18 protein-coding genes and 1 tRNA gene are annotated in these 23,388 nt (G+C 36.0%); 6 read left to right on the top strand and 13 right to left on the bottom strand.

The window, feature by feature from the left end; translation table 11 throughout:
* Positions 1-4: 4 nt before the first annotated feature.
* The 5 genes from AS4_RS01170 to AS4_RS01150 form a co-directional block, all read right to left on the bottom strand.
* A complete protein-coding gene (locus AS4_RS01170; RefSeq protein ID WP_096732674.1) occupies positions 5-835 on the bottom strand; it encodes a hypothetical protein in 831 nt (276 codons plus the stop codon).
* Positions 832-1,614: a uroporphyrinogen-III synthase gene (locus AS4_RS01165; protein ID WP_096732672.1), complete on the bottom strand. Its 783-nt coding sequence runs from the start codon at positions 1,612-1,614 to the stop codon at positions 832-834. The genes AS4_RS01170 and AS4_RS01165 overlap by 4 nt, the downstream gene beginning before the upstream one ends.
* A 13-nt stretch (positions 1,615-1,627) precedes the next feature.
* Positions 1,628-2,551 carry a hydroxymethylbilane synthase gene (gene hemC, locus AS4_RS01160; protein WP_056517319.1) on the bottom strand — a complete coding sequence of 308 codons (924 nt, stop codon included), beginning with the start codon at positions 2,549-2,551 and terminating at the stop codon, positions 1,628-1,630.
* Positions 2,552-2,647: 96 nt separating this feature from the next.
* Positions 2,648-3,385, bottom strand: coding sequence for a LytR/AlgR family response regulator transcription factor (locus tag AS4_RS01155; protein ID WP_004818489.1), 738 nt, complete (start codon positions 3,383-3,385; stop codon positions 2,648-2,650).
* A 49-nt stretch (positions 3,386-3,434) separates the two neighbouring features.
* Complete coding sequence (locus tag AS4_RS01150; protein WP_004718518.1) at positions 3,435-4,451, bottom strand: sensor histidine kinase; 1,017 nt, start codon at positions 4,449-4,451, stop codon at positions 3,435-3,437.
* Between the two features lie 134 nt (positions 4,452-4,585).
* Between AS4_RS01150 and argH the strand changes: the two genes are divergently transcribed.
* Positions 4,586-6,016, top strand: coding sequence for an argininosuccinate lyase (argH, locus tag AS4_RS01145; RefSeq protein WP_004718519.1), 1,431 nt, complete (start codon positions 4,586-4,588; stop codon positions 6,014-6,016).
* An 11-nt stretch (positions 6,017-6,027) separates the two neighbouring features.
* On the top strand, positions 6,028-6,297 hold the full coding sequence (locus tag AS4_RS01140) for an oxidative damage protection protein (protein WP_004818487.1): 270 nt from the start codon (positions 6,028-6,030) through the stop codon (positions 6,295-6,297).
* A 379-nt stretch (positions 6,298-6,676) separates the two neighbouring features.
* Here AS4_RS01140 and AS4_RS01135 read toward each other — a convergent pair whose 3' ends face one another.
* Positions 6,677-7,315, bottom strand: a complete 639-nt coding sequence (locus tag AS4_RS01135; RefSeq protein WP_096735464.1) for a sterol desaturase family protein — start codon at positions 7,313-7,315, stop codon at positions 6,677-6,679.
* 152 nt (positions 7,316-7,467) lie between these two features.
* Here AS4_RS01135 and AS4_RS01130 point away from each other — a divergent pair, with 152 nt between their 5' ends.
* Both AS4_RS01130 and aqpZ read left to right on the top strand, forming a co-directional pair.
* Positions 7,468-8,475, top strand: coding sequence for an AraC family transcriptional regulator (locus AS4_RS01130; protein WP_096732670.1), 1,008 nt, complete (start codon positions 7,468-7,470; stop codon positions 8,473-8,475).
* A gap of 266 nt (positions 8,476-8,741) precedes the next feature.
* Positions 8,742-9,434, top strand: a complete 693-nt coding sequence (gene aqpZ / locus AS4_RS01125; protein ID WP_004718527.1) for an aquaporin Z — start codon at positions 8,742-8,744, stop codon at positions 9,432-9,434.
* A gap of 106 nt (positions 9,435-9,540) precedes the next feature.
* Here the strand turns inward: aqpZ and AS4_RS01120 are convergent, their stop codons facing one another.
* The 3 genes from AS4_RS01120 to AS4_RS01110 all read right to left on the bottom strand — a co-directional run bounded on the left by AS4_RS01120 (position 9,541) and on the right by AS4_RS01110 (position 13,366).
* Entirely contained in the window at positions 9,541-9,786 is a 246-nt protein-coding gene (locus AS4_RS01120) for a hypothetical protein (RefSeq protein ID WP_004818484.1), read from the bottom strand.
* Between the two features lie 79 nt (positions 9,787-9,865).
* On the bottom strand, positions 9,866-10,888 hold the full coding sequence (locus AS4_RS01115; protein ID WP_227548154.1) for a DNA/RNA non-specific endonuclease: 1,023 nt from the start codon (positions 10,886-10,888) through the stop codon (positions 9,866-9,868).
* A 597-nt stretch (positions 10,889-11,485) separates the two neighbouring features.
* Positions 11,486-13,366, bottom strand: a complete 1,881-nt coding sequence (locus tag AS4_RS01110; protein ID WP_096732663.1) for a potassium transporter Kup — start codon at positions 13,364-13,366, stop codon at positions 11,486-11,488.
* Positions 13,367-13,487: 121 nt separating this feature from the next.
* On the opposite strand from AS4_RS01110, the gene AS4_RS01105 reads away from it, so the two are divergent.
* Together AS4_RS01105 and AS4_RS01100 are read left to right on the top strand one after the other, a co-directional pair.
* Positions 13,488-13,578, top strand: a tRNA-Ser gene (locus AS4_RS01105).
* 301 nt (positions 13,579-13,879) lie between these two features.
* The gene (locus tag AS4_RS01100; RefSeq protein ID WP_096732661.1) at positions 13,880-14,974 is read left to right on the top strand and encodes a cysteine desulfurase family protein; all 1,095 of its coding nucleotides are present in this window, start codon (positions 13,880-13,882) and stop codon (positions 14,972-14,974) included.
* A 116-nt stretch (positions 14,975-15,090) separates the two neighbouring features.
* Here AS4_RS01100 and AS4_RS01095 read toward each other — a convergent pair whose 3' ends face one another.
* The 4 genes from AS4_RS01095 to AS4_RS01080 form a co-directional block, all read right to left on the bottom strand.
* Complete coding sequence (locus AS4_RS01095) at positions 15,091-17,232, bottom strand: GmrSD restriction endonuclease domain-containing protein (RefSeq protein ID WP_096732659.1); 2,142 nt, start codon at positions 17,230-17,232, stop codon at positions 15,091-15,093.
* Positions 17,233-17,308: 76 nt separating this feature from the next.
* On the bottom strand, positions 17,309-18,181 hold the full coding sequence (locus tag AS4_RS01090; RefSeq protein ID WP_096732657.1) for a phosphoadenosine phosphosulfate reductase family protein: 873 nt from the start codon (positions 18,179-18,181) through the stop codon (positions 17,309-17,311).
* Positions 18,171-21,653 carry a P-loop NTPase fold protein gene (locus AS4_RS01085; RefSeq protein WP_096732655.1) on the bottom strand — a complete coding sequence of 1,161 codons (3,483 nt, stop codon included), beginning with the start codon at positions 21,651-21,653 and terminating at the stop codon, positions 18,171-18,173. Before AS4_RS01085 ends, AS4_RS01090 begins: the two co-directional genes overlap by 11 nt.
* The gene (locus tag AS4_RS01080; protein WP_227548109.1) at positions 21,646-22,614 is read right to left on the bottom strand and encodes a DUF4007 family protein; all 969 of its coding nucleotides are present in this window, start codon (positions 22,612-22,614) and stop codon (positions 21,646-21,648) included. Before AS4_RS01080 ends, AS4_RS01085 begins: the two co-directional genes overlap by 8 nt.
* Positions 22,615-23,388 lie beyond the last annotated feature (774 nt).

Below are 23,388 nucleotides of genomic sequence, written 5' to 3'. Positions count from 1 at the left end.
CGATCTACCCCAAAACAGCCAAGCTATTCAGCTTAGGAATCGGCGGCTGCGATGTTTGCTTCATTTTTAATATTTTTTGCTTAATCTTCTGACTAGCAGCATCGGGTAATATATCCAATTGTTGAATCATTTGATTCAGCATCTCTTGGTATTCAGCAGTTTGCCCTTTGACTAATAATTGTTGCGCCAGTAATAATCTTAATTGGACTTCTTTTAAAATAAATTTACGGTTTGCCAATGCAGGCGTGTTTGTTTCAACAATATCAACTTGAAACCATTTTTCCCAAAAGTATTGCGACTGATCTTGATCTGGTTTTAGTTGATTATTTTTCAATTCAGTGATGAGTGCTTGATCAACTTGTTTAAGTAAAGCCTCTAGTTGATCTCGCTGGGCATTTCGTTCAATCACAAAGTGCTGAATACTCTGTATATCTTGCGCAATGGTTTGATGTAGGCTTTGTTTTACTGCATCTGCCAACGCATACTGATCTAAAGATTGATTTAACTGAGTAAGATGCTCAAGTGCATACACAAACTGTTGTTGTTGCATAGCAAATTGCACCAACTCTAGTTGCTGTTTAACCACTACACTGGGATGAATACCAGCAATAGGCGTTTGAATCGAAGCGGTTTTCTTTGCCACCTCTTGACTCGGCTCATCTGTTTGTCGTTTTACTGCCACCAATTGATCATTCAAACTGGCATTCTTTTGTTCACTTTTATGCAGCGTTTGTTGAATATCATTGAGCTGTTGTGAAACATGATAGAAGTTATAACTCAACTTAATGAGCCATCCTAAAGCGATCAACAATAAGACATAAATAAACTTCTTCATAACTTCCTTTGCAACTGCACTATGGTTTGTAGAATGGTTTCTGGCGCTAAATTTGAAATTTGAGTGCTATTCAAACAGGTCTGAGCTGCATTTTTACCATGTCTTAATAATTGATACAAACGCTCACCCAAAACTAAATAATGACAAGCATTCACGATCTCTTGATGATCTCGGGTCAAAGCCAGCCAATTGTGCCAACTGGCTTCACTGCTGATACAACTCCAATAGGGCTTTTCAAATTGCTCAATTTTGGTCACAAAATCTAAAAATTGTGCCTGAGTTTGTTGAGGAAATGCGCGGTCATATAAAATAAAGTTTAAAACATCAATATGACGCGCTTGGCATTGTTGCATCATAAATTGACGCCCACCGTCACCACGCCAAAACGCAATTCTCTTGAGCTCTTTTACCTGATTAAATAGCGGTAAGCTTAGCATGCCTTCTGATGTTTCCACCGCAGGAACATGGCTTTCCACCCCATAATCTAAAAGTCGTTGCGCAGTTTTTTTACCTACAGCAATCCACTGAATATGTTGGATCTGTGCAAGCGACAAACCCGATTGCTGAAGATATTGCATACCAATCTGCACAGCTGTAGGACTGACCACAACAATAATTTGAGTCGATAACAGCTGTAAATAAAGTTGTTGTAATGTGTTGTTATATGGACGTGGTGTTAATGCCAATAATGGCAGATCAACCACGTCAAAACCAGACTGGCGCAGACATTGGGTTAATGGCTGAGCCCGATCGATGGGACGCGTATTAATAAATAGCATTGAAGCCTAAAAACTAAGCTTGATAAAGTGCTTTGAGTATTTCTCCAGCACCTTGTTGAAGTAGCTTTTGTGCAAGTTGCACACCTAACTGCTCTGCTTGATCTGGCGTACCACTGACTTGGCTACATAACAACGTTTGTCCGTCCGCACTTCCCACACGCCCTTCCAAAGACAGTGTTTGATCGTTCAAGGTAGCAAAGCCTGCGATAGGCACTTGGCAACCACCTTCTAGATAAGCATTAAAAGCACGTTCAGCACGAACACAGGCATTGGTTTCAACATGCATTAACGGCATGATTAAATCCAAAATCTCTTGATCAGCTGAGCGGCACTCTAAACCCAATGCGCCTTGACCTACCGCAGGTAAGCTTATTTCTGCTGGCAGTGTATGACGAATACGATCTGAGAGTTCTAAGCGTTTTAAGCCTGCACTGGCAAGGATAATGGCATCATATTGACCTGCATCCAGCTTGGATAAGCGTGTTCCAACATTGCCACGTAAATCAATCACATTTAAATCAGGGCGTTGTTTTAAAATCTGACATTTACGGCGTAAGCTCGATGTTCCAAGTGTTGCGCCTTGTGGTAAATCATCAAACTTTGCATAATGGTTAGAAACAAAAGCATCAAAAGGGTCTTCACGTTCACAAATGACCGCAAGCTCCAAACCTTCTGGTAATTGCATCGGCACATCTTTCATGGAATGAACGGCTAGATCTGCACGACCATCCATTAAAGCAGCTTCTAATTCTTTGACAAATAAGCCTTTACCACCAATTTTGGCCAAAGGTGTATCTAAAATTTTGTCACCTTGGGTTACAAAGGTAACCAATTCTACTTTTACATGCGCGTGTAATTGCTCTAAACGATCACGAATATGCTCAGCCTGCCACATTGCGAGCGGGCTCTGGCGAGTTGCTATTTTCAAGGTTTTCATCATTTCAGCTTTGCCAAACTTTTAAACACTCTAAACTTACTCTGCAATCGTAAAAATGCAAGTAAATTATCAAAATGATTTAAGCTTCCCATCAAACTATAAATTCTGCATCCGTTCGCGCAGTAACGGTAAGTGACGACGACTGACTGCCAAACGCTCGTCTAACTCGCGGCATCGTACCTGATACTGACCGGAGGACACCATTTCCAACCCATCCAAATAATCTAGAGAAATTAAAGCATTACGATGAATACGAATAAATCGATCGGCGAACTCTGTTTCTAAATCTTTGAGCGTTTCATCAATAAGCACGCTGCCATTTTTATGGCGTACAGTGACATATTTTTGATCTGCTAAAAAATAGTAAATATTTTCAACAGGAATTAGCTCCAAACCTCGATAGGTTTTTGCAGCAATTTGCTGTCTTTGCACTTTTTCTTCCATGAGTTCTTTTTTTTCTAGGTGAGTTAATTGAGCTTGAGTCAGTTTAGTGACACTCTCCAAAACCGTTTCTAAATCATCCTTGGCAATTGGTTTTAATAAATATCCTTTTGCTTGAGATTGAATGGCTTGCAAAGCATGTTCATCAAATGCCGTACAAAATACGATGGCTGGCGTCGGATTAAAATGTGCTAAATGCTGCGCACAGCTTAAACCATCCATTTCTGGCATTTGAATATCAAGCAACACCACATCTGGCTCGAACTGCTGAACCATTTCCAATGCCTGTTGACCATGTTGCGCTGTTGCAATAACCTGATGCCCAAGTTGCGACACCAATCGTGATAAGCGTTCCACTGCAAGCGGTTCATCATCACAAATCAGGATGTCCATTGCTCCTCCTTACCCAAATATATCGTCTTTATTTTAATGAATTTCCCAATCATCTATTTTTATACTGATATTGGATTACCATTGTAAATAATCCATTCCCTGCATAATTCCGAAAATAAACAGAATCGCCAAAATGTGCTTTTAGACGCTGTTTTACATTTTCTAAAGCAATTCCATGCCCTTCTCGTACTTTTATTCTATCTTGTAAAAATGGGTTGGTAATGACTATGTTGACTTGATTTTGCAATATTTCAACCAGTATGCCGATCTTGGCATCGATAATCTTTTGCTCAACCCCATGAAAAATACTGTTTTCAATTAAAGGTTGTAAGGTTAATAAGGGAATTTTGACCTGATCTAATAACAGCGGTTGTTGAATATTCCATTCCACATTTAAACGATCTCCCAAACGAATTTGCTCTATTGCAATATATTGTTGAGATAACTGTATTTCTTCTTTTAAGGTCACGAGCTTTAATTCTTGAAAACTGGCTCTAAACAATTTGGATAAATCTATCAGCATTTGTTCAGCTTTATCGGGATCAATCGCAATTAAACTCACCACGCTATTTAAACTATTAAATAAAAAATGTGGATGAATACGTGCTTGCATGGCCTGAATACGCGCATTCAATTCACTGTTTTGCTGCAATACTGCTTGTTCACGGATATACAAGTAGCGTAAACAAAATGCGCCCAGTAATACCCCATAACTGACATGCAAAATAAGATTATGCGAAATGTCTTGCATGGAAATATTTTGTAAAGAAAAATGCGTTCCCCAATAATGAATAATATTTAAAACCAGTGTTGTACACAACACAATCGCCTGTAAAAGGATAAAACTGAATATTGAAATAGATAAATAGGTATATTGCGAGAGCCTTTTTTCAAATACATCCTGAAAAGCTGCAAAGGCCAATAATATCCAATTAATATATAAAATATATTCTAAAACATGCCAAAGATTTAAATTGCCCCATGATTGTGCTTCGGCCAGTGCCAATAAAAAAGCCAACACATTGCTAGAGATAAATAATTCGAATAAATACTTGCGGTGCCCCATTTTGCTAAAAAAATAAGACTGATAAAAACCGCGCCCAGATTTTATTGATGAATGATTGCGCTTTACTTCGGCAAGTGAGGCTGAATTTGTTATACTGCGTTTAGTTCTACTGCTTTTTTTCCTACTGAGCCGATATGACCACATCTTCTAATTCCTCTAATCCGTCACAAGCCCAAACTTCAGGCATGTGGGGCGGTCGTTTCTCTGAAGCTACTGATGCCTTTGTTGCTGAATTTACTGCATCAGTTCAATTTGACCAACGCTTTTATAAACAAGATATTGCTGGCTCGATCGCACATGCGACTATGTTAGCAAAAGTTGGTGTCCTTACAGAACAAGAACGTGATGACATTATCAATGGTTTAAACACAATTAAAGCTGAAATTGAAGCAGGTCAATTTGAATGGCGCATTGATTTAGAAGATGTGCACATGAATATCGAATCTCGTTTAACTCAGCGTATCGGAATTGCAGGTAAAAAATTGCATACCGGTCGTAGCCGTAATGACCAAGTTGCCACAGACATCCGTTTATATGTACGTGACGAAATTGATGCGATTTTGACTTTACTGGAAAAATTACAAAAAGGCATCTTGGGCTTAGCAGCGAACAATACTGACACCATCATGCCAGGCTTTACCCATTTACAGACTGCGCAACCTGTGACTTTTGGTCATCATCTGATGGCGTGGTTTGAAATGTTGGTGCGTGACTCTGAGCGTTTAATCGACTGCCGTAAACGTGTCAACCGTATGCCTTTAGGTTCAGCTGCGCTTGCTGGAACAACATATCCTATTGATCGTGCGTATACTGCGGAACTGTTAAACTTTGAAGCCGTTGCTGAAAATTCTTTAGATGCGGTATCTGATCGTGACTTTGCAATTGAATTTAATGCTGCTGCATCTTTAATCATGATGCATTTATCACGTATGTCAGAAGAAATGATTCTTTGGACCTCTGCACAATTTAAGTTTGTGAATATTCCTGACCGTTTCTGTACTGGCTCATCCATCATGCCACAAAAGAAAAACCCAGATGTTCCTGAGCTTATTCGTGGTAAAACTGGCCGTGTCTATGGCGACTTAATGAGTCTGCTCACCCTCATGAAGGGTCAACCTTTGGCCTATAACAAAGACAACCAAGAAGACAAAGAACCTTTGTTTGATGCGATTGATACAGTGCGTGGTTCATTGATGGCTTTTGCAGATATGATTCCTGCACTTGTACCAAATATTGAAATCATGCGTGAAGCGGCGCTACGTGGTTTCTCTACCGCAACAGACTTGGCTGATTACCTTGTAAAAAATGGCGTTGCTTTCCGTGATGCACATGAAATCGTAGGTAAAGCCGTGGCTTTAGGTGTGCAAGAATCGAAAGATCTTTCTGAGTTAAGCCTTGAGCAATTACAACAATTCTCAGATTTAATTCAAGCAGATGTGTTTGAAAAAGCATTAACCCTTGAAGCATCTGTCAATGCGCGTAATCATATTGGTGGTACTGCGCCTGCACAGGTTGCTGCTGCAATTGAACGCGCTTATATCCGTTTAGAAAAACTTTATGCATAAGGAGTTTTGATATGACTCGACAAGTATTTTGCCGTAAATATCAAAAAGAGTTAGAAGGTTTAGACTTTGCACCTTTTCCAGGTCCAAAGGGTCAAGTGTTATTTGACACAGTGTCTAAACAAGCTTGGCAAGAATGGTTAAAACACCAAACCACGTTAATCAATGAAAAACGTTTAAACGTGTTTGAACCAGATGCAAAAAAGTTTTTAGAAGAACAGCGTGAAAAATTTTTGGATAATGATCAATCATTGGAAATGGCGGAAGGCTTAAAGCCGGAGTAATGACCGAAGCCTCCTAAGGCAAAAATCCAAAAGTGATGTGCATCTTATGCACATCTAAACAATCCCCGTCAGGGGATTTTTTTATTGCTTCATCGTACAAAATGATCGCGATCACATGAGCTTATAAATTTAATCTTATATATTTACTTTTCCCCACGCATAAAAAAAAGGAGTCTTGGAGACTCCTATAAAACTTAAAACACGGCAGTGGGTACATGCTGTGCAATCAATATACATCGATGGCATGACTTAATATTGACCAAAGATACCGAAAACGCTGACCAATCACGACAAGTTATAGATTTTACACTATGCAACCAGTTCATTTCACAGCAGTTTTAAACAGATCAGAGCAAGCAACAACGTTCTAAAAGCCAAATTAAGCCACAGAATCATTGAGCTTTTGCGTATTTTCCTCAACCAATTGCGGTTTTTTCTCTACCCATTTGGCTGGAAAATATTTTTCTATGCTGGATGATAACCAGTTTGCGATTGGCTGAGGCAATTTCACACCTAAAGGATTCTGCTCTTGCAGATCCGCAGAAGAAATCACCCGTGTTCCCATCAGGTAGTCAAACCAAGGCTTAGTGACACACCAGTTGGCATCTTGGTTTGAGTTCATGTGATGATCATAATGCCAAGGAATTTTCTTCATCGCCCAGTCTGGCTCTAAATGTGCACGGCGATGGATATAATAATAATTACACGCACTATAAAGCGATGCAGCAACCATTCCTTTCGAAATCGGGTAGAAAATCAAACTTGCCGCACCAGCAACCACCGCCAAAGAAACGATTTCATTTTTGGTCCGCCAATTTGAAATCCCTTCTACATAGCCATCATCATGAAAATCTTGTTTACGCACTTCACGATGGTGTTCCCAATGCGATTTCATACTGCGTGGCACTGGACTGAAACGTGGTTTCCCTGGGCGATGTTGACCATGTAAAATATAGTTATGCGCAACCCATTCAAAACCATTTGCGACGACCAATCCGACTAAAAAACCTTTTAACATAATCAATCCCTCTTGCTTATTGTGAATATAAAACATGCTGGGAAATAGGTATTGACATCAAAAAGTATTTTCATTGACAAATTACGACAAATTAAAATAGTATAATGTTTAAACTACAGCTGACGTAGATCACACAATAACAAGATGTGTAAATGATGCAATTAAAGGACTATGCGGGCTCGATATATGGCGGGCTTGGGCAATTACTCTATACTTTTAGTGAAGCTAAAGGTCTAAAGATCTCATCCAAATTACAACAGATTCAAAATGTTGAACGCTTTGACTATACCGTTTGGCGTGAAATCTTGGATGACATTCAATCACAAGTACAAAGCCCAGCTTTGGGTCTAGACATCTCTAAATATGTACAACCCAAACATATTGGTATCATTGCCTATATTGCACAATCTTGTGACACGCTTGGAGAGGCACTCACCCGCTACCATGATTTTCATCGATTGATTTATGATGGAAGCCCGCTGAAGGTTGAATATTATGATGAACAGCACATCTCGGTACGTTGGGAAAATCTACCCACCCATTTAACCACTCAAATTACTGATGAAATTGCGATGGCTGTAGTGATTCAGTTTTTAAGACAATTTATATCCGATGATATAACGCTGTATCAGGTTAATTTTATTCATCCTCAACCTAAAAACAGCATGCTGTATCAAGCATTCTTTAAGTGTCCTGTGCTCTTTCAGCAAGAAAAAGTCGAACTGATCTTTCCCATCAGCGCACTTGCGATTTCCTTTAAACGCAGTGATCAAACCCTGCAAAAACTACTGATGCAACAAGCGCAGGCCTTACTTGAAAGCTTACCCAATGCCACCCAGTTAGATGAACGCTTACAACAAAGTATTTTATTGGGATTACAAAGAAACAATTATCAAATCGAAGCGATTGCCAAACAGTTGAATATGTCGATACGCCAGTTACAACGTCATCTACAAAGTCAGAACACCACCTATCAACAACGTGTTCAGGATGTCCGCCAATTATTGGCTTTTCAATATCTACAAGATCCTCATCTAGGTCTGCATGAAATTGCCCTGCTTCTCAGTTACTCAGAACAAAGTGCTTTCCAACGTGCGTTTAAACAATGGACCGGCTTAACACCGCAACAATGGCGTCTTCAGCATCGAGAATTTAAGTAATTGTGTATTAAATTTATAGATAAAAACAGCATACATCACCACTCATTTGTTTAGCATTAAATATCTGTAAAATATAATTTTTAAAAATAAAATCAGAACATTAGCCGATATTGATATGAATATTTTTTATTTGTGATTTTATTTTCATATTTTTAGACTATTATCTTTATACAGAAAATAAAAGTTGTATCCACCCCACGGTTATCAACTATCTAAAAATAGCCATATAACCCCATTCCGTTGAAAAAAATAATTTAGGAATCAATATGAATAAATATCTCGCAGAATTTATCGGAACCTTTTGGCTGGTGTTTGGAGGATGTGGTAGCGCAATATTTGCCGCTGCTTTTCCAGAACTGGGCATCGGTTTTGCTGGTGTTGCACTGGCATTCGGTTTAACCGTACTCACAGGCGCTTTTGCTTTAGGGCATATCTCAGGCGGGCATTTTAACCCTGCGGTAAGTGTGGGTTTGTGGGTAGGTGGTCGTTTTAATGCCAAAGACTTAGCGCCTTATATTATTGCTCAAGTCATCGGTGGTATTTTGGCCGCATTTGTTTTGTATTTAATCGTACAAGGTCAGGCGGGATTCACAGGAACTGGCGGATTCGCCAGCAATGGCTTTGGTGATTTATCCCCTGGCAAATATTCTTTAGTCTCAGCATTGTTAATTGAAATCGTATTAACCGCCTTTTTCTTAATTGTTATTCTCGGTTCAACAGATAAACGTGCACCTGCTGGCTTTGCCCCGATTGCCATCGGTTTAGCACTTACTTTGATTCACTTAATTAGTATCCCCGTTACCAATACTTCAGTTAATCCAGCACGAAGTACTGCTGTAGCTTTATTTGCTGAAACAGCAGCATTAAGTCAATTATGGTTATTCTGGGTGGCGCCAATTGTCGGTGCAATCATTGGAGCACTAATTTATAAGGTTGTGGGTAACGAGCCTCAATCCTAAATAGATTTTCAATGTAAAAAACCTGCTTCGGCAGGTTTTTTACACATATAAACCAATGTATTAGAAGATAACTGATTCAAAAATGGCTTAAAAATAAATATGGTCTTTAAAGAAATGGATTCTCTATTTCGCCTTCGCTTTGACGTGCTAACTGTTCTGGTAGATCACTTTGCTTCTCTAAACTTGCCACAACTTCATTGAGATAGCTTTGTAAAAGCTTAGCCGCTTTTAAGCCAGCTTGATCTTTGGTGATCTGTAAGTTGCCATAAATACTGACACAGTCAGTTTGATTTTCTAAGGTTAAATCATGAATTGAATGTGATTCGGTGCCATTCTCAAACGGTTTAAACATTTTTAATTTTCTCAATTTTTTTCGATCTTATTCACAGTATAAATAGATTCTCAAAAGATACTGCACCATCAGCGCGGATTTATTTCAAAATTTGTAAAATATATTGCAACAGCGCTTCAACCAATTGTTTCACCAAGGCATCTTTGGTTTCAGGATCGACTTTTGGCAATTGCATATCCGATGTAGTTGTTGAACCACTTTTGGATTGGAACTGCTTTTGCAGTGCGGTAATTTTATCCTGACTGACCTCTTCTGCACATTGGCTTTCCGCATCCCAATGTGAATATTCAATTTCTTTATTGACCTTGACCTGTTTTGCGTTCAAAGGCAATTTATAGGTATTGCGCTTTTGTTCTTCAGTCAGTTGTGGAAATAAATTCATTCCCAACTGTTCTTCTAAATAGCATACGCTGACCACTTTAACCTGAAGTGAATCATTATTTGGCGCATAGTACGCACCAATGATCCCGTGTTTAGGCAAGTAAATCGCTTTATAGATCGCGGTTGGAACAATTACGCCCTTTCCAATGGTTTTTAGTTTTTTGCCAGAAAACACTGGGCCAGTGACCACATAAACATCTTTCTTTTGCTTGGTGACAATTGCACGGGTTGCTTCTTCTAACTCACGCCAAACTTGTTGGTTATTTTTAGCAGCTTGCGGCACCATATTGGCCAAAGAAAAGCTGTCGAACTGTGATTCCTTGTTAGGCATATCGGCATTGGGTGACATATGACCACGATCATATCCTGAACCTCGATAATCCGATAATAATGCGCGATGTGAAGCGTTTACACGTGGTTCTTCGTGGAAATTATCTTCACGTTTAATCTTTTGACTTAAGCGCTGTGGAGATAAATATTCTGCTGTCCATAACGGTGTTTTGGAAACACCCGAATACATCACATTAAACCCATTAAAACATAAGGGGTAACTGTTTTTCTTTAAACTTTCTTTGATTAGAACAGGTGGTTGCTCTCGATAGAACTGATTTAAACACGTAGAGTTATTGGTACTACTTTGGGTAAACGGCAGTAACTGAAAAATTTTCTCTTGGCCAAACGCAATCGCAAAACTTCCAGTAGCAACAACACCCAACACCATTTTAACTACTGAATTTTTCAACAAAGGCTTCCTAAACAAGGTTAAATAAACAATCCACTCAAAACCCTTACAGATTAAGTTTTTGATTTTAAATAGCTTAACAAGTCAATAAACTGAAAGATATTGTGTCGACCTTCAACCGAGTAAAGCTTCTACGATTTGTGCTTAACTAAACAACATTCCATGTAACAATTTATTGTTTATTTCACAAAAAATGCTAGAAAATCAAATATCTTACAGATGCTTTATCGCACTTGTGATCATGATTATGTCATGTTGCGCAGTGTTGTTCGACAGCCTTGCGACACAGTTTGTCGTATAGGATCGTTTTATACTGATGTATCACGATTCGCTTGGGAGAATTAAATGATAAAGGCATTCAAACTCAGCATTCTAAAGGGTTTGATATTGTCTCAGTGCAATATCAGCCTATCTACTTTTGCAGACTCAATAACACAAATGATAAAGGTCTTACTTGCTGGGTTAGAGAAGAAGTCGTTGCTAAAAATAAAGTGAATCAATGTAATACACCAACCCATAAAACCCATGGGCAAAAAAAAAAGCCAGAATGACTTCTGGCTTTTGATTGATATGAATTTAGATTTCGATCTGGCTGCCCATTTCCACCACACGGTTTGGCGGGATTTGATAGAAATCACTCACTGGACTGGTATTACGTTGCATCGATATAAACAGTTTTTCACGCCATGGCGCCATTCCATCACCCACGGTATGAATCAAACGATCACGTGAGATGAAGAAGCTGATATGCATCATGTCAAATTCAACTTCAAGCTGCTTATAAGCCAACTCTAGTGCATTTGGAATATCAGGTTGATCCTTAAAGCCATAGTAAACAAAAACACGTTGGAAGCGCTTATCTAACACTTCAACACGGATTCTTTCTTGGTCTGGCACATACGGAACATCACGGGTAATCACCGTCACCATAATATTGCGTTCATGCAAGACTTTATTGTGCTTAATATTGTGCAACATCGCATGAGGCACAATATTTGGATTACCAGTTAAGAATACCGCTTGACCGGGTACAAACTGAGTTTCATCACTCAAACTAACACTTTTAATAAACAGATCCAGCGGCAAGGCATCTTTTTCCAAACGGTTAAAGACAATTTCTCGCCCGGTTTTCCACGTCATCAGAATAGTAAATACGATTGCACCGATCAGGATCGGAACCCATCCACCTGAAATGATTTTTAATGAGGTTGACCCAATAAAAATACTATCAATTACTAAAAATGGGATAGCGAACAATGCCACTTTCCACTTTGGCCAACGCCAAAAACCATATGCCAGTATTGAAATCAAAATCGTATCGCATAGCATGGTCATGGTAACCGCTACACCATAAGCATTGGCAAGATTGGCACTGTTTTGGAAAATCACAATCAATAAAAGAATCGAGACGTAGAGTATCCAGTTGATAAAGGGCAAATAAATCTGACCTTGTTCCACATCCGAAGTGTGATGCACAGTTAATCTTGGCAAATAACGTAGCTGAATGGCTTGGTTTGCCATTGAAAACACACCTGTAATCACCGCTTGTGAGGCAATCACCGCTGCCGCTGTGGCTAGGGCAATCATGGGATATAAGCCCCACTCAGGTACAAGCAAATAAAATGGGTTTTCAATCGCACTTGGATTACGTAGTAATAATGCACCTTGCCCTGCATAATTTAATAACAGACAAGGCAGCACAATGATAAACCAGCCTAAACGGATCGGCAGCCGTCCAAAATGCCCCATATCGGCATAGAGTGCTTCACCACCCGTCACCGTCAAAATCACCGCACCCATGGTTAAAAAGGCCACAAAGGGTTGGTGAAAAATAAAGTTCAGCGCCCAATGTGGACTGAGCATGCTTAATACATAGGGGGTTTGGCTAATACTATGAATACCGATTAGACCGATAGAGGCAAACCAAGTTAAGGTGATTGGACCAAAAAACTTACCCATGGTTCCCGTACCATGTCTTTGTACCAGAAACAGTGCGGAAAGAATGCCGATTGCCAAAGGCATCAACCATTTATTAAACATAGGTGTGGCAATACTCAGCCCTTCAATCGCTGAAAGTACTGAAATTGCTGGGGTAATAATGCCATCACCGAAAAACAGCGATGCACCAATAAATCCCAAGGCAATTAAATAGATTTTGCGATTATCTGCGATACGATTAGATCGTAAGTTCAGCGCCAGCAAGGACATGATACCACCCTCACCATTGTTATCTGCTCGCATGATAATGGTGACGTATTTAAAGCTGATGGTGAGCATCATGCACCAGAAAATCAGTGACAAGATCCCAAGCACGGTCGCTTCGGTGATGGCAATGTGTGCAGTCAGAAAACATTGGCGTAGGGCGTACAAGGGACTGGTTCCGATGTCTCCAAATACCACCCCTAATGCTGCGAGTGTGATCGCAGGTAACGCGGCTTTTTTTGCAGTACTTTGCATAGATTCGTCTTCAAAAATTTAGACACTATTTTTGCGCAATCATATCACTGTGAAATTTTTTTTGCTCTAAATCAATTGTTGCTTGGCAGAAATCTTTTTTTTGGTTATTATCCCACGCCTTGGTGAAGTGTCCGAGTGGCTTAAGGAGCACGCCTGGAAAGTGTGTATACGTTTATAGCGTATCGAGGGTTCGAATCCCTCTTTCACCGCCATATTTATTTATTCCAACCTCATCCATTGGAAGCTTAAACGCCTAAACTGTAGTGGTTTAGGCTTTTTTTTATTTGATACTTAGAATATCAAATAAAGAAAATATATATTTTTTCTAGTCAATAGTATTAGATTTACTTAATATCTATTCCTAATATTCAGAAATTATGAAATATTTTACTATTTGCAGAGTTTCATGGTATCTAGCTACATACTATTGATAAATATGTAGTTGATAAGAATAATTGATTAAATTATAAAAAAAGGAGATGCTATAAACATCTTTCTTTTTATGCACTCAATATGATTTATCTTGATTTTGCTGCATCAGCTCCTCTGCTTCCATCTGTCAAAAAAGAATTATTTAGAGCATTTGAAGAGGAATATTCAAATCCATCTTCTGCCCATAAATTAGGCCTTTCTTCAGCTGAAAAAATTGAAGATGTTAGAGAGGTTATTGCCCACTCAATAGGTGCTTATAAAAGTGAAATTTTATTTACTAGTGGTGCTTCGGAATCTAATAACTTAGCAATCAAAGGATATGTTTTAGCGAACAAAAAGAAAGGTAAACACATCATCACATCCTCAATTGAGCATAAATGTATTTTGTCAATCTGTCATTTTTTAGAAAAAGAACATGACTATGAAATTACTTATATCCCACCACAACAAAATGGGATCATTGATGCTAAAGATGTGATTTCTGCGATGAAACAAGATACTATTCTAGTCAGTATCATGTATGTAAATAATGAACTTGGTTCAATTCAACCTATTGAAGTAATTGGTAAAGAATGTTTTAAGAGGAACATTAAATTCCATGTAGATGCTGCCCAATCCTACAAAAAAGTTCCAATAGATGTAGATGAACTAAATATTGATATGCTTTCCATATCAGCCCATAAAATTTATGGCCCTAAAGGTATTGGAGCTCTCTACATTAGAGACTTAAGAGAAACACGAATTCAACCTATTATTCATGGTGCAGGACAAGAATATGGCTTAAGAGGTGGTACTCTAGCGACCCCTTTGATTCTAGGGTTTGGTACAGCCGTGAAAGATCAGACAATAGAAGAGAATTTTGAAAAAATAAATATAATTAATTCTTTTCTACGTTCTAAAATCACTAAAATCGGCGGTATTATTAATTCTCCAGATATAAATTATATTCCACATATCTTAAATATTAGTTTACCAAACTTTGATGCTTTTCAATTCGTAACTAGTTCTGATTTTCTATGTTCTCAAGGATCTGCTTGTTCTTCTTTAAATATTGAGCCATCATATGTTTTAACTGCAATCGGCTTAAATCATTCTTACAGTAGGGCTAGTGTCAGATTAAGTTTTGGATATAACACAGATATCAACGACTTGGATAAATTATTTTTCTGTACTTAAAACTTATGAAATCTTGCCCTCGTAAATATCAAAGTAAATTTTAAATTACATCTCACAAATATTTTATTAATAAATAGAGCATATCTCCCCAATATGCTCTATTTACTTTATAGCTCTTACATTCCAATACACTGTTTAAACCAGTTAATAAGCTTATTCTTACGTTGTACGAAAAACTGCTCTGTAGGTCGTCCATCATCATTGTAATTTTCTAGTAATTTCTTAGTTTCAACCATTAAAAAATGCTGATTAATCCCAACACTATCATAGTAAATCATACTTTTACTCAAAGGATAATTCGATTTTTTCACATTAAACTCTTTTGGTAAAGGCATCATATTTCCGATACCATTAATATAATAATCACGAGAATCATGCTGAAAATATTCAGACTCATATTGCCTATCTGGATTTTGGGCTTCCATATGATCTAATTGTAAATCTTTGACCTGATCAGCAGTAAGGCCTATAGAGAAAAATTGATTTACCAACTTATCATCAACCAATCCAGATGTAAGCAACCTAGCAAAAAGTACTCTAACTTTTAAATTACTACCAAAACGCCACTCTTCTATCCATTTATCAAATTCATCATTCGGAGTAATAACGTTAGCCTTAATAGGTAAAGAACATGTCTGTAAATGTGAACTTTCTATATTATTGTTTCTAATTAAATCCACAGCCAATTGCCTTGGAATAATTGCATCTTTAGACAGCATAGATGTTTGCCAAATAACCTTAGCTTGGGCTTCAATCGTTTCATCCGCCAAATTAGCAATCTTTAGCTTACTTAAAATTTCTTGTATTTTTTCAGGTTCAAAGTTCGGGACCTGTTGCTGAATATAGTTCAATAGAAAATTAGAAAAACCTGCTAATACACCTTCTTGCTTAAGAGCCATCAAAATATGCAATAGTTTGTAGGTCCAAGAATTATTTTTATCATATTCTGCTTGAACTGCATGAACATCTTGATTCCGAAATCTTAAATCAAAACTTCTTAGAATAAGTCTACAACTTTCAAATATATTAAAATCTCTTTTTATTTCTTTTTCATCATAAACTGATTTTAAAAAATATTTATTTAATTCTGTTCTATAGTCTTTTGTTGCTTTGTGTGTGATAGATGTACTACCTGTAATAAAAGAAACTGCTAAATATGTAATTAATTTCTTTTCTGCTTCCGGAATACCAGCAGGATATACTTTTTCAATCCATTGAGAGTCTAAAGATTGTAGAATCTTATCCTTTCTCGCATCTAACAATGAACTTTTTAGAACAAAATTTTTATAAAATAGATTTTTGATTAGATCTAAATCATCAAGAGATAAAGCTCGATCATTTAAAACCTCAAAAAGTGTATAAGCATCTTCTGTATTTCCTGTTTGAATCAAACATAACTTCACCTCACTCAGAAAATCATTAATTTTATCTTTAATTTTCGTTGCTTTTTCATATGAATGAATTGTTGCACCTGTTACTTCCACGCGGACTATATCATTAAAGCTTTCTAGTGCCTGATCAATCGCATTTAGATAAACCATTTCATTATCATAAAAGTAGTTAGGTTCACTAGATTTATAAATTATGAATTTAGGTAAAGCCATATCTGATAAATTATAAATAACATGGCTAAGCAACTTAACTAGTGATTCATTAAATGAACTTCTGTCATACTTCAAGAAGAGACTATAATTTTGCAATCCATCAAAAAGGTTGTTTTGTCTACTTTCATCAGTAACAATTTCTTGATCAGATAGGAATAAGCTTTTATTAAATAGAATTGTGGCTTCTGAATATTTTTGTGAAATTCGCAAATCGAATATTACGTTCTTAACATCTGCTAATTGTTTTAATAAGTCTTCATCATGAAATAAATATTTTGCTGATTTGAGCATTTCATCATATAGAGATTTATAATCATAAAAATATCTATCCTCTCTAATACTTACAGATATTAATTCTCTTAATATAAGAAATTGTAGAAAGTTAATTAAAAATAATGTTGTAAATCTTTGCTGACCGTCAATCAAATCATGAGCTTTATTATTCTGAGCTACAGTAACAATTGATCCTGAAAAATAATCTGTATTTTGCTTGTGATCTCGCCAATCTTCAATCAATTTTTGTACATTCTCTTTATCCCATCGATATGGTCTTTGATAGTGTGGAATATTAACCCCATAATTTTTATCTGTTTGACCATTAATAAATTGGCTCACTGCATAAAAATTCCTTAATTCAGCACCTTTCAAATCCATTATAAACCCTTATAAAATTTATGTTTATACTAGTATACTACATTTTATTAATTTATCAGTCATGCCTTTAAGACACTTATTTATAACACGTCACACAAGCACCTGCCCCCTCCATATCATCATAAACAGCATCTAGATCAATCATTTCAATTAATTGATCATCATGCAGAGCATTACGGCGACGTTTTTTCTTAAATTTCTCAAGTTTTTTTTCATGGTCCGCTTTAATTTGAGCAATACGGTTTGGATCTTCAAGAGTACTTAATGGCATGTTCTTGCCCATCCAGTAATAAGTTTCGCCATTCGTAGACTTATCATCTACTAATTGCTTTTCATAAGCCTTAGCTTCTTCAAATTTATCTGGATGACGCTCTTTCAAGCGGACCCATTCAATTTTTCTTTGATAAAAACAAAATGTACATCCACTTCTAGAGCGCCACTCATAATACTTTGGTAGCCCTAAACCCGTTCCTTCTAAAATATTTATAATATCTTCTTTAACTAAACCATCTTCAGCAAACGGCATTTTTGTCATTAAGAATTTTTGTGTCGGTACATAACCTTCACGCCATGGCTCATCCGCACGAATACCAACATAACTTATGATTTCATAACCTTCATCTAAAAATGGTTTCACCCATTTTTCAAATGGGACCAATTTCATTTGAACAGTACACCAGCGTTGGTGCCCTGATGGTAAAAAATGATTGTATTCTTTCAACCAATAATCGAAGTCTTTATCAGACCCTAAACGCAAAACTGGTTTACCCAAGTAAGCTTCTAACTTATTTAAATAATCCATAACTTCAGGAAGTTCTTTACCTGTATCTGTAAAAAAATATTCAATATCTAACTCAGGGTAATTATCTCGCATGTAAACAGCTAAAGCAGCACTATCTTTTCCACCAGACAATCCTAAAACATGCTTAATTGGTTTATCAACTTTCATGTTTTCCTTCCTCTTGCATTGGGTACAAATAGTTTTTCAATAACTGATATAGAACAATTGCTTTAGCGTCATCACTTAACTCAATTGAGTTAACTTTTTCACTTAGCTCAATCTCTAAAATATTTAATTTATTTTGAAGTTCAGGTTTAATAATTACATTTCTATTGTATTCTTCCAAACCATTAATAGTGTTTACAATAATAGCTAAAGACTTATGATCTTGTTCAGATGTAGTCTTAGGCTTTTTTGCAAAAAAACTTAATTGTTTAAAACGCTGTACATAACTTGGCAAAGCTTCAAAAGCTTTTTTCAAACTATCATCACTCCAATCTCTTTCTGGAATTTGCCCAAGTAACGTAATCATATTACTTATCCATTGAGTGGAATCATTTGAACTATTTGATAAGTGTTCAGCAAACTTTTTCATTTTCCAATCTGCAGCAGACTTACTTACAGATTTTGCTTGCTCAAGAATATCAATTGTAATTTCACCTAGTTCCTTAAACAGGTAATGTTCAAACTTCTTAGATAAATCCAATTTAGCATTTTGTATACTGATAAAAAAATCTGAAATTTCAGAAAGAATTTGATCATCACTTCTTTTATTAATATCTAACAAATCATACATATCTTCAAATAGAAGTTTATAAGGATCATCAGCTTTCACAATAAAAGCTCGAAGTTGCTGTACTTTTTCTTCAAAGAAATCGGTATCTTTAGAAAACTTAACCCAATTAGACTGTTTCACAACATATGAAACAATAAAACGAGCAACTAGTAATGGCGTCGCTTCTAAGTCTTTTGAGAAGATAGAGTTGATACTTTGAGCTAATAACTGAATAAAGCGATCCTTTTCTTCAGGTTCTTTAACAAATTTTACAGCTACTTCATTTGGACGTTTAACTAATTTATTTAGAAACTCTCCATCCATCGAGCTAATAAAACGAAAGTCTTGAGTAATATCTTGATCATAAAATGCCAAAGCTTTTTCTTTAGCTAATAGTAAGGCTAAACTGAAAATGGGTAACAAACCTTGAGGTATACCAAAAGGTGGTTTTGACCAAATGTCATACAAGTCAGATAATTTTACTAATCCTTTATTTGATCTAAATAAGGTATAACCAACTTCAATCATCTCTGAAACGAGTTTTAAATTGTTAGCAAGCTCTTGATTATTTTTAATATCAAACTTAGGAATAACAAAAGCCCATTTATCATGATCTGCTTGATACTGATGTAAACCTAACTGTTTTAAACAAGAAAGATAAATTGCTTTTTCAGGTGGAAACTTTTCGATATCTAAATTTTCAAACTCGTTACTTTCAAGCATCTTTTCTAATAATTTTCTTCGACCAGCGGCAGCAGAACTAGAAACATCATGCCGTACCACCATTTCATTTGAAACCGTTGGACAAGCAAAAAAAGTTCTATCAGCTATTTCTGAAGCAATCATTGATAATGATTGAGATGAAAACTTTTCACCTGCAAAAAACCAGTTAACATTTTCAAAAGATTGTTGAAACAATAAATCTATTTGCTGATATGCATAGTTTAAACGCTGTTCATATTCCTTTCTAGAAACAGGATCTATCATCAATTTAGATTGATCTTTATTAACTTCCTGCAATGCAAATATTTCTTTCGACCAACTCAAAATTTCATTTAATTTATTTAGCTGGGCGACAACCAATCCCTTATATTCAATAGAAATTTCAGTAAGCTTTTTACTACTTAAAGTCGGATCAGCAATTAAGACAAAGTGTGCAAAAGCTTTAGTATTTTCTAGTTCACCACTATTAGCCAGTCTTTTTATACCCCAAAAATCAGTAACCAAGTATTGATCCATCCAACGCATTATACCTTTTTGCTGATAATGCCTTTTAGCCAATACAGAATTTCCCTTATAGTCAATGTGCTCAAAATAATTCTGTTGGTTACTTAATGTTTGTAATTTTTCCTGTAATAGTTCTTGAATATTCAATTCTGATGTTTCAACTACTTCATATGAGTCCGTTCTATTCCAATAAACTATTACCCCCCAATCTTTTAAATTGATCAAGCACTCATCTAAAAATTCTAAGTTGGCTACAGATGCAGATAAAGAACTAGCGATTAATGACTTCGTTGGATAAACTCCTAAAGCTTTTCCAAACAAGTTCATCATTGCGACTGATTTAACAATATTAAAATAAAAATCATAAAGTTGAATGTTTTTATTTAGTTCTAGCTTGTTAAGCTGCTTACTCAATAAAGTAAGAGACTCTTCTACTACACTCCAAGCATGTCCTTCTTTAGAACCCAAAATTTGATGTTGGAGGTTATGGCTTAAATAATCCCACAAATCAACTATTGTATAAGTCTTATGAACCTGAATATCACTTTCCAAAAATCGTCTAAAACTTAATGGCTCAACAGATAAAAGAAAACTAAAAATACTACGCTCATTTTGACTAAAGCTACTCTTAGCTATAGCCCCTAAAAGAATGGTAGTTAATGGATGTAGAGGTAAAGCGCCTATAAAATATTGCTTAATTTTAGGGCTACTATCTGTCAATCTCGAACTAATTGAATTTACTACATCCTCTATCAATCGATCATTCAAACATGCTACTGGGCTAGGAATCTTATTCTTTGTTCTCTTTATCGTTTTTGAAATTAATGCAACTGATTCATCTAAAGATATACGATAAGCTATATCAATGTAACGACCTTGAATTTTAGCCCATTCCAATGAGATTTGATGGCTTAAACCTTTAGCATAGTCAGAAAATGCTTGATGTAAAATCCCTACAAATATAAAAGGGCACTCTTTAGCTGAAAGCCTATTAATTTTTTCTGATAATTCCTGAAAAAAATGTAGATCACCGCTATTTCTGGCAATATGATCAAGTAATTTTCCCATTTCATCTAAAACAAAAATGCTCCCTGAAATTTTTCCATCAAGAGCACGAAATACTTCATCAATCCAATCTATCAACTCGCTATCATTATGAATTTCTTCAGGTAAGAAGAATAAATCATCCTGAAAAAGCTTTAACAATCCAGCATCTTCTAGTGCTTTTAAAATTGACTTAAAAAACAATTCCTTTGGTGATGCAACTCCACCTACAGCTTTAATAATTAACCATGGCTTATTTTTTTCGAAGGGAAAAGACTTATCAATTTTTTTGAGAAGCTTTTTATCATTAATCAATGTACGTGCAGCATCTCTTATAAGATCATCTTGGTTTAACAAACCCGTTAAAATGGCTGCTAAAGTTGATTTTCCTGTACCATAGCTCCCTGTTAAGGTAAAAGTCGACTGCCCCGACGTCTCAAATGAATCTATAATTGTTTGTAATGAATTATAAGCTGTGCCATGAAACACAATTTTATCAAAAAACTCTTTTGAAATATCTGTATCCAATCGTGTAGATAAAAGATGATTTACATGAACCTGATAGTAATGATTCAAATTTTCTACCTTAGTCATTATTCATTTTTCCACAATATGTATGTGCTAATAAATCATCCAAATTTACTTCACTTATATTATTACAAGCCAAACTTCTCATACCTAAAGTATCCGTCCATTTAAACCGCTCATCAATTAATGCACATTGATTTAACAAGTAATCTACGGCTGCATTATTCAAACGAAATAATTTTCCAGGGCTTCCTGGATTGGTAACAATACTATCGATACTTAGTGTTGGTGACTGAATAAAGTTTTCTTGCCAAAAATCAACTAAACAATACAAAAACACTTCTACAGGTAAACTCTTTTGTTCAAGCAGATCAGCTTTAAATTTATGAGATTCTATTTGATAAATAAGATTTAATTCATTTAATGGTGAAACAAAAGCATCCTCATTCAGCTTTTTCCGGCTAATCCTTTTTGAGTAACACAAAATGAAACAATCGAAATCTTTGTGTAATGTAGCAACGGATGGAATTTTCTGCCCCATAGCTTCTAGCCAATTGACCAAATCACTGACTAACTCACTTTTTTCAAAAACTTGCTTATTTGAAAAATTAAAATACCAACGAGAAAATGTTAAATCATTAAATCGTTTTTGGATAAAATAGTGCAATAACCAAGTAGACTCGTTTAATTCTAAAAAAGGATCATAATTTTTAAAAATTTCATTCAATTTAGTCTCATAATTTATTTTATTGCTCTCTTGGTTTTGCAAAGGTACTAAACCAGAAACATCGGCCCAATACTTGATGCTATTAACCATATTCTTACCAACACCTAATTCAACAACTTGCTTCTCCACATCTTTTTCATTAAAATTTAATAACTTATATGCCTTATTCAGCCAACCATAACGCAGAGCAAAAGTTTCATGCCCTGAAAAATGTAAAGTAAAATTAATAGAATTCATTTTGAAAATATTCACTGGAGAGTTTTCTCCAGTAACTCTATCCTTTCTTACTTTAAGATTCAAGACTGAAACACTTTACAACGACAAGTACTGTCACTTATTTTTTTCAATAACTTGATGAAAAACAATATAAACTTATATTGGAAATGTAATGCACTGATTAGCCTTACATTTGTTAGAAGTACTCTTTTTAAGAATTATTAATTATAAATAGCTCTAATAACAGCCTAATATAATCTAAAAATTACCTCTCAATCACCTAAATGACCTTCTTATAGTATTCTGAACTAAATTAAATTTTCATGTTTTTCCAACGAACTCTCAATGAGAATTTTTATTATTTTCAATCATTAACAAACTATTCTTTTCTTTCCTTAATTTCCCCTCACCCTATTGATGAGCTTCAAAAATAATCAACTAATACATGATTCACTTCTACGTATTAATATTGAGAACAGAGGATAATAATACTTAGAATTTACATCAATCATTTCCTAAGCTTTCACATTGTTAATATTTATTAAAGGATTATTATACTAAATTAAATTTGGCCCCATTAAATAACGTAGAGGATGGATGCATCTAAATTCCCTACAACAAAAACCCTTTCAACCCACACATTTGACTAAAAGTGCCTGCACTATTATCCTTTCCCTGCTGGCCTACATTGCCAGTCGGTTTTGACAGACCGCTGATCCAGCACGATATATAAAGTAATTCTTGTATGTCGTGAAACCCTCGTGTCCCCCTTTGTTTCTATGGTAGGGCGGGAGGGGGACGCTCTACGCGTGCTGGTTCCTTGGATCCCAGTCTGTCAACCCCCTTTCGTTCTGCCTC

The organism is Acinetobacter guillouiae (genome assembly GCF_002370525.2).
GTDB classification, from domain to species: Bacteria; Pseudomonadota; Gammaproteobacteria; order Pseudomonadales; family Moraxellaceae; genus Acinetobacter; species Acinetobacter guillouiae.
This window is presented reverse-complemented; position numbering and strand designations above follow the sequence as displayed.

Excerpts from the sequence above, each read along its gene's own strand:
- AS4_RS01140 (WP_004818487.1), top strand. The coding sequence starts at position 6,028 with ATGACTCGACAAGTATTTTGCCGTAAATATCAAAAAGAGTTAGAAGGT.
- AS4_RS01155 (WP_004818489.1), bottom strand. The coding sequence starts at position 3,385 with ATGGACATCCTGATTTGTGATGATGAACCGCTTGCAGTGGAACGCTTA.
- hemC (WP_056517319.1), bottom strand. The coding sequence starts at position 2,551 with ATGAAAACCTTGAAAATAGCAACTCGCCAGAGCCCGCTCGCAATGTGG.
- AS4_RS01115 (WP_227548154.1), bottom strand. The coding sequence starts at position 10,888 with ATGGTGTTGGGTGTTGTTGCTACTGGAAGTTTTGCGATTGCGTTTGGC.
- AS4_RS01100 (WP_096732661.1), top strand. The coding sequence starts at position 13,880 with ATGATTTATCTTGATTTTGCTGCATCAGCTCCTCTGCTTCCATCTGTC.
- AS4_RS01120 (WP_004818484.1), bottom strand. The coding sequence starts at position 9,786 with ATGTTTAAACCGTTTGAGAATGGCACCGAATCACATTCAATTCATGAT.
- AS4_RS01165 (WP_096732672.1), bottom strand. The coding sequence starts at position 1,614 with ATGCTATTTATTAATACGCGTCCCATCGATCGGGCTCAGCCATTAACC.
- aqpZ (WP_004718527.1), top strand. The coding sequence starts at position 8,742 with ATGAATAAATATCTCGCAGAATTTATCGGAACCTTTTGGCTGGTGTTT.
- AS4_RS01135 (WP_096735464.1), bottom strand. The coding sequence starts at position 7,315 with ATGTTAAAAGGTTTTTTAGTCGGATTGGTCGTCGCAAATGGTTTTGAA.
- AS4_RS01095 (WP_096732659.1), bottom strand. The coding sequence starts at position 17,232 with ATGGATTTGAAAGGTGCTGAATTAAGGAATTTTTATGCAGTGAGCCAA.
- AS4_RS01150 (WP_004718518.1), bottom strand. The coding sequence starts at position 4,451 with ATGGGGCACCGCAAGTATTTATTCGAATTATTTATCTCTAGCAATGTG.
- AS4_RS01110 (WP_096732663.1), bottom strand. The coding sequence starts at position 13,366 with ATGCAAAGTACTGCAAAAAAAGCCGCGTTACCTGCGATCACACTCGCA.
- argH (WP_004718519.1), top strand. The coding sequence starts at position 4,586 with ATGACCACATCTTCTAATTCCTCTAATCCGTCACAAGCCCAAACTTCA.
- AS4_RS01090 (WP_096732657.1), bottom strand. The coding sequence starts at position 18,181 with ATGAAAGTTGATAAACCAATTAAGCATGTTTTAGGATTGTCTGGTGGA.
- AS4_RS01130 (WP_096732670.1), top strand. The coding sequence starts at position 7,468 with ATGATGCAATTAAAGGACTATGCGGGCTCGATATATGGCGGGCTTGGG.
- AS4_RS01085 (WP_096732655.1), bottom strand. The coding sequence starts at position 21,653 with ATGACTAAGGTAGAAAATTTGAATCATTACTATCAGGTTCATGTAAAT.
- AS4_RS01170 (WP_096732674.1), bottom strand. The coding sequence starts at position 835 with ATGAAGAAGTTTATTTATGTCTTATTGTTGATCGCTTTAGGATGGCTC.